Below are 11,693 nucleotides of genomic sequence, written 5' to 3'. Positions count from 1 at the left end.
GCCGCTTTCCCCAAATCCCTATCTCCCGCAGTCCCGATGACAAGCCAAGCCGCCGCCAAATCCGTTAAAAGCGAAAACAACCTGATCTGGCTGGACATGGAAATGACCGGCCTGCAGCCGGATACCGACCGCATCATCGAAGTGGCGGTGGTGATTACCGACTCCGAACTCAATATCCTGGCCGAAGGTCCGGTGCTGGTGATCCACCAGAGCGATGCCGTGCTCGACGGCATGGACAACTGGAACAAGGGCACCCACGGCCGCTCGGGCCTGATCGACAAGGTCAAGGCCTCGACCCTGACCGAAGAACAGGCCGAGGCCGAGCTGCTGGCCTTCCTCAAGCGCTGGGTGCCGGCGGGCAAGTCGCCGATGTGCGGCAACTCGATCTGCCAGGACCGCCGCTTCATGGCGCGCTACATGCCCAAGCTGGAGGCCTTCTTCCACTACCGCAACCTTGACGTGTCCACGCTCAAGGAGCTGTGCAAGCGCTGGGAGCCGGCCATCCACAAGGGCTTCGTCAAGCGCCAGCTGCACACGGCGCTGGCCGACATCCTGGAGTCGGTGGAAGAACTGCGCTACTACCGCACCCACTTTATCCGCCACGCCGCGCCCGGCGCAGCGCCCGCCGGCGAGGCCCCGGCCGCCGGCACGCCGGCGCAGTAAGCGGAGCGCGGCTCCCGCCAGCCCATCACCATTCCCGGCGCGCCGTCCCGTGCAGGCGGCGCGTTGCCCGTCCGCCCGCCCATGCTCGAGCGCATCGTCTCCATCATCACGCCGGTCATCCTGATCATCCTGGTCGGGTGGCTGTACGGGCGCAAGGCCCATCCGGACATGGCGGGCATCAACCGCGCCACGCTGGACGTGATCGCGCCGCTGCTGGTGGTGTCGGCCTTCGTCAGCAAGGACTTCGTGCTGGCCGACCAGCTGGTGCTGCTGGGTTGCGCGGTGGCGGTGGTGCTGGGCTCGGGCGTGCTGGCGTGGGGGCTGGCGCGGTGGATGAAGGTCGATCCGCGCACCTTCGTGCCGCCGATGATGTTCAACAACTGCGGCAACATGGGTTTGCCGCTGTCCGTGTTCGCCTTCGGCCCGGCCGGGCTGGCGCCGGCGGTGGCGCTGTTCGCGGCGTCGAACCTGATGCACTTCACCCTCGGCATGAAGATCGTCAACCGGCATGCGTCGCTGGCGCAGATCGCCCGTAACCCGATGGTGCTGGCCACCGTGGCGGGCGTGGCGCTGGCGCTGGCGCGGCCGTGGTTCACGCTGCCGGACCCGGTCTACCAGTCGGTCAAGCTGCTGGGCGATGCCACCGTGCCGCTGATGCTGTTTGCGCTGGGCGTGCGCATGAAGGATGTAAGCCTGCGCAACTGGGGCATGGGACTGGTCGGCGCGGCGGTGTGCCCGCTGGCGGGCATCGCGGTGGCGCTGGCGCTGGCGCAGTGGGTGCCGCTGACCGGGCTGCAGCGCGGCCTGCTGTTCGTGTTCGCGGCGTTGCCGCCGGCGGTGCTGAATTTCCTGGTGGCGGACCACTTCCGGCAGGAGCCGGACCAGGTCGCGTCGATCGTGCTGCTCGGCAATATCGCCGCGGTGGTGTTCGTGCCGGTCGGGCTGTACCTCGGGCTGCGCTGAGGCGGCATGCCCGCGCGGCGCGCGCCGGCGGGCGGGCCGTGCGGATCAGGCCGCGGGCCTGGCGCGCACGGCGTTCTTGGGACGCCAGGCCTTGACGACGGCCTCGTCGGTTTCCATGTACGGGCCGCCGATCAGGTCGATGCAATACGGCACCGCGGCAAAGATGCCTGGCACCACCGGCTTGCCGTCGGCGTCGCGCAGGCCTTCCAGGGTTTCGCGGATGGCGCGCGGCTGGCCGGGCAGGTTGATGATCAGCGCCGCGCGGCTGGCGGTCTCGCGCACCACCGCCACCTGGCGCGACAGGATCGCGGTCGGCACGAAATGCAGGCTGATCTGGCGCATCTGTTCGCCGAAGCCCGGCATTTCCTTGGTGGCCACCGCCAGCGTGGCCTCGGGCGTCACGTCGCGGCGCGCCGGGCCGGTGCCGCCGGTGGTCAGCACCAGGTCGCAGCCGGCCACGTCGACCAGCTCGATCAGCGTGCGCGAGATCTGCGCCTGCTCGTCCGGGATCAGGCGCTCCACCGCCTGCCAGGGCGAGGTCAGCGTGCGCCCGAACCAGTCGCGCAGCGCCGGGATGCCCTCGTCCTGGTAGGTGCCGGCCGAGGCGCGGTCCGAGATCGAAACAAAGCCGACGACGAGTTCGTCGGGATGGTGGCGGACAACCGGCTGGGTGGTCTGGGTCATGCCTCGGGCTCCGGATGGTCGGGGGTGGGTGCCTCGGTGGCGCGGCCCTTGCCGTCCTTCAGGTCCAGCGCCGTCTTGATTGCCTGGAACAGCTCGCGGAAATAGCGCGGCGGCTTGCCCAGTTCTTTTTCCTTGCGCGCGTTGCGGATGGTGTTGCGCAGCGCCTGCACGTCGATGCCGGGATGCTCGCCGAGGAAGCGTGTCAGCGCCGCGTCGTCGGCCAGCAGCAGCTCGCGCCAGCGCTCGATCAGATGCATGCGGGCGGTTTCGGCCTTGCTGGTGCCCTTGAAGCCCTCCAGCGCTTGCCGGATCACCTCGACTTCTTCGTCCTCGAGGCCGCGCATGACCTTGCCGACGTACTGCATCTGGCGGCGCTTGCCTTCATGGCTGGTGATGCGGCGCGCCTGGTGGATGGCGTCGGCGAGCGCCTCGGGCATCGGCACGCGCGCCAGGCGGTCCTTGGCCAGCGCCTCGAGCTCGGCGCCGAGGTCCTGCAGGGCGGTCATGTCGCGCTTGCGCTGCGACTTGCTTTTCGGTTCGTCGTCTTCCGGCTCGGGGGCAAAGCCTCCGGGAAAGCGCGCACCTTGGGAGTTACGGGAATTTCGCGTCATGCCCGGCATTTTATCTTGCTATGATTGCCGCTTGGACTTTTGATGACACCCGCCCAGCATGGACCAGATCGCCGAACAGACCGCGCATTTCACCTACACCCAGGCCCAGCTCAGCGAGATGGCCGCCGATGTGCTGCGGGTGGCACGCGAACTGGGCGCAACCGACGCCGCCACCGAGATCTCCGAAGGCAGCGGCCTGTCGGTGTCGGTGCGCAAGGGCCAGGTGGAAACCATCGAGCAGAACCGCGACAAGGTGGTCGGCGTCACGGTGATGATCGGCAAGCGCCGCGGCAACGCCAGCACCTCGGACTTCTCGCCGGCCGCGTTGCGCGCCACTGCCGAGGCGGCCTACAACATCGCCCGCTTCACCGCCGAGGACGACTGCGCCGGCCTCGCCGAAGAGGAACTGCTCGAGCGCGCGCCGCAGGACCTGGACCTGTTCCACCCGTGGGCGCTCGACGCCGAAGCCGCGATCGACATCGCCACCCGCGCCGAGGCCGCGGCCTTCGCGGTATCGCCGCGCATCCGCAACAGCGACGGCGCCAGCGTCTCCGCCCAGCATTCGCAGTTCGTGCTCGCGACCACGCGCGGCTTCACCGGCGGCTATCCGTATTCGCGCCATTTCATCTCGTGCGCGCCGATCGCCGGCAGCGGCAGCGGCATGCAGCGCGACGACTGGTATTCATCCAAGCGCTCGCCGCTGGCGCTGGCCGCGCCCGAGGACATCGGCCGCTACGCCGCCGAACGCGCGCTGGCGCGGCTGCAGGCGCGCAAGCTGTCGACGCGCCGCTGCCCGGTGCTGTTCGAGGCGCCGCTGGCCGCGGGCCTGCTGGGCGCCTTCGTGCAGGCGGTGTCGGGTGGCGCGCTGTACCGCAAGTCCACTTTCCTGTGCGATTCGCTGGGCCAGGCCGTGTTCGCCCCGCATGTGCAGATCCACGAGCAGCCGCATGTCCCCGGCGCGATGGGCAGCGCCCCGTTCGACGAAGAGGGCGTGCGCACGCGCGAGCGCGACGTGGTCAAGGATGGCGTGGTGCAGGGCTACTTCCTCTCCACTTATTCGGCGCGCAAGCTGGGCATGCAGACCACCGGCAACGCCGGCGGCTCGCACAACCTGACGCTGTCGAGCAGCCTGACCCAGCCCGGCGACGACTTCCCCGCCATGCTGCGCAAGCTTGGCACCGGCCTGCTGGTGACCGAGCTGATGGGGCAGGGCGTCAACTACGTGACCGGCGACTATTCGCGCGGCGCGTCGGGCTACTGGGTCGAGAACGGCGTGATCCAGTATCCGGTCGAGGAAATCACCATCGCCGGCAATATGGCCGAGATGTTCCGGCAGATCGTCGCGATCGGCGCGGATGCGCTGGTACGCGGCACCAAGGAAACCGGCTCGATCCTGCTCGAGCAGATGACCATCGCGGGCAACTGAGCGGCATCGACCTCCAAAAAAAAAGCGGGCCAGGGCCCGCTTTTTTCAATTCAAGCGCCGGTCACGATTCTTCCGAAGGCGGCCGCTCGTAGGTGACGAAGGCGTAGTCGAAGCCGTTCGCTGCCGAATGGTGGGTCTCGCGCGCGGTTTCGATCCATTGGGTGCGATCGATCTCGGGGAAGAAGGCGTCGCCCTCCACGTCGGCATCGATCTCGGTCACCACCAGCCGGTCCGCGCACGGCATGGCCTCGGCATACAGCTGCGCGCCGCCGATCAAAAAGATCTGCTCGGCGCCTATGCACAGGCGCTGGGCGTCTTGCAGCGAGGGCGCCACCTCGGCCCCTTCGAGGCGCAGGTCGGGGTTGCGGCTGACCACGATATTGCGCCGGCCTGGCAGCGGGCGGCCGATCGAATCCCAGGTCTTGCGCCCCATGATCACGGGCGCGCCCATGGTGGTGCGCTTGAAGTGCGCCAGGTCTTCCGGCAGGCGCCACGGCAGCGTGTTGTCGCGGCCGATGGTGCCGTTGCGGGCGCGCGCTACAACCAGTGTCAGCAGCGTCATACGGCCACCGGTGCCTTGATCGCGGGGTGCGACTGGTAGCCGGCCAGTTCGAAGTCTTCGTAGCGGTAGTCGAAGATGCTGTCGGGCTGGCGCAGGATCTTCAGTTGCGGCAGCGCCAGCGGCTCGCGCGCCAGTTGCGTCTGCACCTGCTCGAAATGGTTGTTGTACAGGTGGCAGTCGCCCCCGGTCCAGATGAAGTCGCCCACTTCCAGCCCGGTCTGCTGCGCCATCATGTGGGTCAGCAGCGCATAGCTGGCGATATTGAACGGCACGCCCAGGAAGATGTCGGCGCTGCGCTGGTACAGCTGGCACGAGAGCCGGCCGTCGGCCACGTAGAACTGGAAGAACGCATGGCAGGGCGGCAGCTTCATGCGCGGGATGTCGGCCACGTTCCAGGCCGACACGATCAGCCGGCGCGAATCCGGGTTGGCGCGGATCTGCGCCACCAGCTCGGAGATCTGGTCGATATGGCGGCCGTCCGGGGCGGGCCACGAACGCCATTGCGAGCCGTAGACCGGGCCCAGTTCGCCCTGCTCGTCGGCCCACTCGTCCCAGATGGTGACGCCGTGCTGCTGCAGCCAGCGCACGTTGGTCGAGCCCTGCAGGAACCACAGCAGTTCATAGATGATCGACTTCAGGTGCAGCTTCTTGGTGGTCACCACCGGGAAGCCTTCGCGCAGGTCGAAGCGCATCTGGTAGCCGAACACCGAGCGCGTGCCGGTGCCGGTGCGGTCGGCCTTGTCGGTGCCATGCTCGTAAACATGGCGCATGAAGTCGAGGTACTGTTTCATCGGCGCGGGGCGGGATGGAAGTTGGCGCGGGCGCCTGGGCCCGCGAAGCTGGCATTTTAAAGCAAGACGGGCCGCCCCTCAGGGGCGGCCCGTCCTTTGCGGCAGGGCCAGGGCACCAGACCCTGGCGCCGGGAGGCAGGCTCAGTGGCTGCCGGCCGGCTCCTGCTGCTGCTCGCGGCGCTTCTGCACCAGGTAGCCGGCGCCCAGCACGCCGCCGACGATCAGCACGTACAGGGCCCAGTTGACCACCGGATTGGCTTCGAAGAACGCCTTGACCATCGGCTCGTGCACGATCATCTTGACCGCCGTGAACGCCAGCACGCCGGCACCCAGGTAGATGATGACCGGGAAGCGGGCCATCAGCTTGAGCACCAGGCTCGAGCCCCACACCACGATGGGGATGCTGATCAGCAGGCCCAGCACCACCAGCAGGAAGCTGCCGTGCGCGGCGCCGGCCACCGCCAGCACGTTGTCCACGCCCATCACCGCGTCGGCGATGATGATGGTCTTCATCGCGCCCCACAGGGTCGAGGCCCCGGTGCCATGCTCGTCGCCGTCGCCTTCGTCGGACAGCAGCTTGTAGGCAATCCATACCAGCGCCAGGCCGCCCACCAGCATCAGGCCCGGGATCTTCAGCAGCCAGACCACGCCGATCGTCATGGCCGAGCGCACCACCACGGCACCCACGGTACCCCAGATAATGGCCTTCTTCTGCAGGTGGGACGGCAGGTTGCGTGCCGCCAGCGCGATCACGATGGCATTGTCCCCGGCCAGCACCAGGTCAATGACGACGATGGACAGCAGCGCCGTCAGGAATTGCATCGTGAACAGATCGGTAAACCACTCCATGAACTCTCCTCAGGTACGAATCAGCGCAAGCGCGCGCATTGGGTTCGCCTGGATTCACGTGCACGGGAGCGTGGGGGCGCCTTTGCAAACCATGAAGTCCAGGTTGCAAAGGTCTTGCTCGACCACTGGCGCGGTATGCGCGCCGGTGGTCAGCACAACCGGGGACTGCGGTCCCGGAATGACGATTGTGCTAAGGGCAAAGCCCCGGAGCTACTCCCCTTTGAGGGACACGACCCTTCAGAGGTCGCGCTGGGCGGGATTATAAACGAACTGCAAGCGACATGCGGCATTAGGAAAGATACTGACTCAACTTCGAGGTGCCGTAATCGTCTCGCCCAGGGGCGGCCTGCGGCCACCCGGCCGCGACGGCGGCGTGACGGCAACTTGTATCGGCGCGCCATGGGGCTGCGCGATCGGCCGGATCGGCCTATCCTTGAAGTTCGGCTCCGACCGGTGCGTCCCGGACAGCACAGGCACGCATTGCGGAGACCGGCGCGCACGACATGCACAGCGCGGCCTTGGGGAATACGCAGTGAAGCAGTGCCCATTTGCGACCACACAAGGAAACGACATGCCGGTTGTCCCGAACCCGCCCAACCCGCCCACACACCAAAAAGCCCCGCAGACCCCCCTCCCGCCCCTGAACCACCATAACGGCCATGCCGTGGCGCCGCCGGCGCTGGTGGCGCTGGCCAATGGCCGCGCGCCGCGTCCGCCGCAGCCCGAGTTCGTGCAGCAGTACCGCGAAGACAGCGGCGCGCTGCGCGAGCAGGTGCTGTCCGGCCTGCGCGCCCCGCAGGCCGCGATCAGCCCCAAGTTCTTCTACGACGTGCTGGGCTCGCGTCTGTTCGAAGCCATCACCGACCTGCCCGAGTACTACCCGACCCGCACCGAGGCCGCGATCTTTGCCAGCGCGGCGCCCGCCATCGCGGCGCGCGCGGGCAGCGGCTGCGTGCTGGTGGACCTGGGCGCGGGCAACTGCGAGAAGGCGGCGCGGCTGTTCGGCAGCCTGCGGCCGGCGCAGTACGTGGCGGTGGATATCTCGGTCGAGTTCCTGCGCGCGACGCTGTCGTCGCTGCAGCAGCAGCATGCCGAGATCCCGATGCTGGGGCTGGGCGCCGACCTGTGCGCGCCGTTCGACCTGCCGGCCCAGGTCAGGCGCGGCAGGCGCCTGTTCTTCTATCCGGGCTCGAGCATCGGCAATTTCGCGCCGGTCGAAGCCCTGGCCCTGCTGCAGCGCCTGCGCGGCGCGGCCGGGCGCGGCGACGGCGTGCTGATCGGCGTGGACCTGCACAAGGACGAGGCCACGCTGGTATCGGCCTATGACGATGCGCTGGGCGTCACCGCCGCCTTCAACCGCAACGTGCTGCGCAACGTGAACCGCATCGTCGGCACCGATTTCGCGCTGGACGACTGGCGCCACCAGGCCAGCTTCGACCGCGCGGCCTCGCGCGTCCAGATGCACCTGCAGGCATGCCGCGACGTGCGCGTGCAATGGGACGGCGGCGCGCGCGAGTTCGGCGCCGGCGAGCGCATCCATACCGAGGACTCGTACAAGTACCGCCCGGAGGACTTCGCGCTGCTGCTCGAAGCCGCCGGTTTCGACGACCCGGTGTACTGGTCTGACCCGCGCGGCTGGTTCGCGGTCTTCCACGCGCGCGGCTGAGCAGCCTGCCGGGCGGGTAGTGTCATAATGGCCGCAGCCCGGCGTGGCGTGCCACGCGCGGGCCGCGGCGTGCCCGCGGCTGTCCCGATTGCTGCCTGTCCACCCTCCATTCCCTGCGCGGATTTCCCGATGAGCGGCTTTCCCATGCTTCCCGATCTCTACTTCACCGGCGGCAAGGCGACGTGGTCGGACCCGCGCCGGCTGCCGCGCGAAGGGCTGGCGCAGGCCCTGGTCGACACGCGCAGCCGCACGCTGGCGTGGCTGGCGCCGTTCGGGCAGACCCGCCGCGCCTGGGACGTGCCGCGCCAGTACGATGCCGACCCGCCGCTGTGGACGCTCGGCCACGTCGCCTGGCATGCGGAGTGGTGGTGCCTGCGCGGCGTGCGCCAGGTCGATCGCGGCGGCGTGCCGGTGCCGGTGGCGTCGGAGCCGTCGCTGCTCGACGGCGCCGACGAATGGTTCGATCCCGACCGCATCGGGCCCGACGAGCGTTGGGAGGTCGCGCTGCCCGACGTTGCGGCGGTCAAGCGCTATGCCGCCGAGGTGCTCGACGGCGTGCTGCGCCGGATCGCATTGCTGCCCGACGACGCCGACCTGACCCTGTACCCGTTCCGCCGCGCGCTGCTGCACGAAGACGCGCAGGGCGAGGGCGTGGCCGCGCTGCTGCAGGCGCTTGGCATGGCTCCCGCCGAGGCCGCCGGGGCGGCACCGGCGCCGGCGGCTGGACATGGCGGCACGCTGCATTTCCCCGGCGGGCGCTTCACGCTCGGCTGGAGCGATGCCGACGGCTTTGCCTGGCCCGACGAACTGCCGCCCCAGCCGACCTACGTGCCCGCGTTCGAGATCGACATGGCGCTGGTCAGCAACGCCCAGTTCCTGGAATTCGTCGAGGACGGCGGCTACGAGCATCCGGCCTGGTGGTCGTCGGCGGGACGGCAATGGCTGATGACGCAGGAACGCTCCGCGCCGCGCTACTGGTCGCGCCATCCGGAATCGCGCGCGTGGATGCTGGAGCGCTTCGGCACGCTGCGTACGCTCAATCCCGACGAGGCGGTGCGCCATGTCACGCTGTACGAGGCGCAGGCGTGGTGCGTCTGGGCCGGGCGGCGCCTGCCGGCGGAATCGGAATGGGAGCTCGCCGCGACCCAGAACCGCGGCCTGCAGTGGGGCGCGCTGCGCGAGTGGACCGCCACGCCGTACGAGCCGTATGCCGGCTTTGTCGCCGCGCCGTCCGACGGCGACATGGTGGGGCGCTTCGGCACGCACCAGGCGGTGCGCGGGGTGTCGTTCGCCAGTCCGGCGCGGCTGCGCCATGTGCGCGCGCGCTGGGCGCGGTTGCCCGAGGACGACCTGGCCTTCATCGGCTTCCGCACCTGCGCGCTGTAGCGCGGCACCAGCAACAAAAAAAACAGGGCACCCGAGGGTGCCCTGTTCTGTCATGCGGCAGGTGCGTTCAGCGCACCGCGCGCTCAGCGCTCGTAGCGCGAGCGGCTGTTGCGGTTGCCGCCGTTGGCGCCGCCGTTACCGCCATAAGCGCCGCCAAAGCCGCGGTTGCCGTCGCGGTTGCCGAAGCTGCGGCCTTCGCCGTTGGCGCCATTGCCACGGTAGCCGCCGCCGTTGCCACGGCCTTCGCCGAAGCCGCGGTTGCCGTCACGGTTGCCGAAGCCGCCGCGCGGATCGTCGCCGAACGGACGGCCGCCGTCACGGTTGCCAAAGCCGCGGGCACCGTCGCTGGCGCCGCGGTAGCCACCGCCCTGGCCACGGTAGCCGCCTTCACGGTTGCCGAAGCCGCCACGGTTGTCGTCGCCGAACGGGCGCGCGCCTTCCGCGCGGTTGCCGAAGCCACGGCTCTCGCCACCGAACTTGCGCTCGCCGAAGCCGGTACGGGTGTCGCCACCGAACTTGCGCTCGCCGAAGCTGCGCTCGCCGCCGCGGTAGCCGCCGCCGTTGCCACGGAAGTCACCGCGGCCGCCGCCCGGCTTGCCGCCGAAGCCGGCGCGCGGCTTGGGCGCGCGGCGCGGCTCCAGGCCCTCGATCACCGACGCGTCGACGCGCTGGTTGGTAAAGCGCTCGATCCGGCGCCACTGGAACATGTCGTTGTGGTTGACCAGGTTGATGGCGATGCCCGAGCGGCCGGCGCGGCCGGTACGGCCGATGCGGTGCACGTAGTCCTCGGCCTGCTTGGGCAGGTCGAAGTTCACCACGTGGGTGATATCGGGCACGTCGATGCCGCGCGCGGCCACGTCGGTGGCCACCAGCACGCGCAGGTTGCCGCGGCGCAGCGCGGTCAGGGTGCGGTTGCGCGCGCCCTGGGTCATGTCGCCGTGCAGCGCGCCGGCGGAGAAGCCGGTGTCGGACAGGCGCTCGGCCAGCGAATCGGCATCGCGCTTGGTCGCGGTGAAGACGATCGCCTGCTTGAGCGAGGCGTCGCGCAGCAGGTGGTCCAGCAGGCGCTCCTTGTGCGACATGTCGTCGGTGAAGTGCAGGCGCTGCTCGATATGGCTCTGGTCGGCGCGGGCCGCGGCGATCTCGATGCGCTGCGGGTCCTTCAGCTGGCGCGAGGCCAGCTGGGCGATGCGCGCATCCAGCGTGGCCGAGAACATCAGCGTCTGGCGCGAAGCCGGGGTGGCGTTGACGATGGCGTCGATGTCGTCGGCAAAGCCCATGTCGAGCATGCGGTCGGCTTCGTCGAACACCAGCATCTGCAGCGCCGACAGGTCGATGCGGCCGGCGTCGATATGGTCGAGCAGGCGGCCCGGCGTCGCCACCAGGATGTCAGGCATCTTGGCCAGCATGGCCAGCTGCTTGGGGTAGGGCATGCCGCCCAGGATGCTGGCGCAGACGATGCGGCGCAGGTTGCGGCCGTACTTGGCGGCGGCCTCGGTCACCTGCAGCGCCAGTTCGCGCGTCGGCGTCAGCACCAGCAGCGCCGGCTGGGCCGGGGCCGGACGGGGGCGCTTGCCCTTCATGCGCTTGGCGGGCTCGGTCGAGCGCTGCGGCGCCGGCATTTCGCTGATGCGCTGGATCGCCGGCAGCATGAAGGCCGCGGTCTTGCCCGAGCCGGTCTGGCTCGAGACCAGCAGGTCGCGGCCGGCCAGGAAGGCCGGGATGGCCTGGGCCTGCACCGGCGTGGGCGTGTTGTAGTTCAGGTCGGAGAGCGCGCGCAGGATGGCCGCGTCGAGGCCAAGTGCGGCGAAACCGCTTTCCACGGCCGGGGCTGCCACTGCCGGGCTGGGGTTGAGCAGGGCGTCGAGCTTGTCGAGCGGGCTCTGGGCAGCGTCGGAAGTGATCGAAGCGTCGGTCGCGGAGGCAATAGCTTGCTCCGCACGAAGGTCGTGCTGGGTCATGTCGAAAGGTCAAATAAGTGCATGGCACCCCGAAACGCAGAATGGGGTGGGCGCAGTGCAAAGTCTTAAAAAGGCTTCGGCGCCAATCGGTGAGGCCGTTACGACAGACACAGCTGGCAGTACGGCGGCAG

General features: G+C 69.2%; 11 protein-coding genes. 5 read left to right on the top strand and 6 right to left on the bottom strand.

The annotated features are described in order from the left end of the window. The first annotated feature begins 36 nt into the window (after window positions 1-36). Window positions 37-663, top strand: a complete 627-nt coding sequence (gene orn, locus A3AG_RS0110525; RefSeq protein WP_018005361.1) for an oligoribonuclease — start codon at window positions 37-39, stop codon at window positions 661-663. Between the two features lie 81 nt (window positions 664-744). Beyond that, window positions 745-1,626, top strand: coding sequence for an AEC family transporter (locus tag A3AG_RS0110520; RefSeq protein ID WP_018005360.1), 882 nt, complete (start codon window positions 745-747; stop codon window positions 1,624-1,626). Window positions 1,627-1,671: 45 nt separating this feature from the next. Here the strand turns inward: A3AG_RS0110520 and mog are convergent, their stop codons facing one another. After that, the gene (gene mog / locus A3AG_RS0110515; protein ID WP_018005359.1) at window positions 1,672-2,310 is read right to left on the bottom strand and encodes a molybdopterin adenylyltransferase; all 639 of its coding nucleotides are present in this window, start codon (window positions 2,308-2,310) and stop codon (window positions 1,672-1,674) included. Next, complete coding sequence (yjgA, locus tag A3AG_RS0110510; RefSeq protein WP_276307886.1) at window positions 2,307-2,921, bottom strand: ribosome biogenesis factor YjgA; 615 nt, start codon at window positions 2,919-2,921, stop codon at window positions 2,307-2,309. The genes mog and yjgA overlap by 4 nt, the downstream gene beginning before the upstream one ends. A gap of 58 nt (window positions 2,922-2,979) precedes the next feature. Between yjgA and pmbA the strand changes: the two genes are divergently transcribed. After that, window positions 2,980-4,347: a metalloprotease PmbA gene (pmbA, locus tag A3AG_RS0110505; protein ID WP_018005357.1), complete on the top strand. Its 1,368-nt coding sequence runs from the start codon at window positions 2,980-2,982 to the stop codon at window positions 4,345-4,347. 61 nt (window positions 4,348-4,408) lie between these two features. Here the strand turns inward: pmbA and A3AG_RS0110500 are convergent, their stop codons facing one another. The 3 genes from A3AG_RS0110500 to A3AG_RS0110490 all read right to left on the bottom strand — a co-directional run bounded on the left by A3AG_RS0110500 (window position 4,409) and on the right by A3AG_RS0110490 (window position 6,549). After that, window positions 4,409-4,909 (bottom strand): dihydrofolate reductase, encoded by a 501-nt coding sequence (locus tag A3AG_RS0110500; protein WP_018005356.1) that lies wholly within the window; start codon window positions 4,907-4,909, stop codon window positions 4,409-4,411. Beyond that, the gene (locus A3AG_RS0110495) at window positions 4,906-5,700 is read right to left on the bottom strand and encodes a thymidylate synthase (protein WP_018005355.1); all 795 of its coding nucleotides are present in this window, start codon (window positions 5,698-5,700) and stop codon (window positions 4,906-4,908) included. The genes A3AG_RS0110500 and A3AG_RS0110495 overlap by 4 nt, the downstream gene beginning before the upstream one ends. A gap of 141 nt (window positions 5,701-5,841) precedes the next feature. Further along, a complete protein-coding gene (locus A3AG_RS0110490) occupies window positions 5,842-6,549 on the bottom strand; it encodes a TerC family protein (protein ID WP_018005354.1) in 708 nt (235 codons plus the stop codon). Between the two features lie 571 nt (window positions 6,550-7,120). Between A3AG_RS0110490 and egtD the strand changes: the two genes are divergently transcribed. Continuing rightward, window positions 7,121-8,215 (top strand): L-histidine N(alpha)-methyltransferase, encoded by a 1,095-nt coding sequence (gene egtD / locus A3AG_RS0110485; protein WP_018005353.1) that lies wholly within the window; start codon window positions 7,121-7,123, stop codon window positions 8,213-8,215. A 129-nt stretch (window positions 8,216-8,344) separates the two neighbouring features. Further along, window positions 8,345-9,601 carry an SUMF1/EgtB/PvdO family nonheme iron enzyme gene (locus A3AG_RS0110480; protein WP_018005352.1) on the top strand — a complete coding sequence of 419 codons (1,257 nt, stop codon included), beginning with the start codon at window positions 8,345-8,347 and terminating at the stop codon, window positions 9,599-9,601. 83 nt (window positions 9,602-9,684) lie between these two features. On the opposite strand, the gene A3AG_RS0110475 is transcribed toward A3AG_RS0110480, so the two are convergent. Continuing rightward, window positions 9,685-11,562 (bottom strand): DEAD/DEAH box helicase, encoded by a 1,878-nt coding sequence (locus A3AG_RS0110475; RefSeq protein ID WP_026164093.1) that lies wholly within the window; start codon window positions 11,560-11,562, stop codon window positions 9,685-9,687. Window positions 11,563-11,693 lie beyond the last annotated feature (131 nt).

This window comes from Cupriavidus neocaledonicus, from assembly GCF_000372525.1.
GTDB lineage: Bacteria > Pseudomonadota > Gammaproteobacteria > Burkholderiales > Burkholderiaceae > Cupriavidus > Cupriavidus neocaledonicus.
The sequence above is the reverse complement of the archived record's forward strand: the minus strand, read 5'-3'. Positions and strand labels throughout refer to the sequence as shown.

Coding starts and splice junctions, on each gene's coding strand:
- pmbA (WP_018005357.1), top strand. CDS start 2,980: ATGGACCAGATCGCCGAACAGACCGCGCATTTCACCTACACCCAGGCC.
- A3AG_RS0110520 (WP_018005360.1), top strand. CDS start 745: ATGCTCGAGCGCATCGTCTCCATCATCACGCCGGTCATCCTGATCATC.
- A3AG_RS0110495 (WP_018005355.1), bottom strand. CDS start 5,700: ATGAAACAGTACCTCGACTTCATGCGCCATGTTTACGAGCATGGCACC.
- A3AG_RS0110500 (WP_018005356.1), bottom strand. CDS start 4,909: ATGACGCTGCTGACACTGGTTGTAGCGCGCGCCCGCAACGGCACCATC.
- egtD (WP_018005353.1), top strand. CDS start 7,121: ATGCCGGTTGTCCCGAACCCGCCCAACCCGCCCACACACCAAAAAGCC.
- A3AG_RS0110475 (WP_026164093.1), bottom strand. CDS start 11,562: ATGACCCAGCACGACCTTCGTGCGGAGCAAGCTATTGCCTCCGCGACC.
- A3AG_RS0110490 (WP_018005354.1), bottom strand. CDS start 6,549: ATGGAGTGGTTTACCGATCTGTTCACGATGCAATTCCTGACGGCGCTG.
- A3AG_RS0110480 (WP_018005352.1), top strand. CDS start 8,345: ATGAGCGGCTTTCCCATGCTTCCCGATCTCTACTTCACCGGCGGCAAG.
- orn (WP_018005361.1), top strand. CDS start 37: ATGACAAGCCAAGCCGCCGCCAAATCCGTTAAAAGCGAAAACAACCTG.
- mog (WP_018005359.1), bottom strand. CDS start 2,310: ATGACCCAGACCACCCAGCCGGTTGTCCGCCACCATCCCGACGAACTC.
- yjgA (WP_276307886.1), bottom strand. CDS start 2,921: ATGACGCGAAATTCCCGTAACTCCCAAGGTGCGCGCTTTCCCGGAGGC.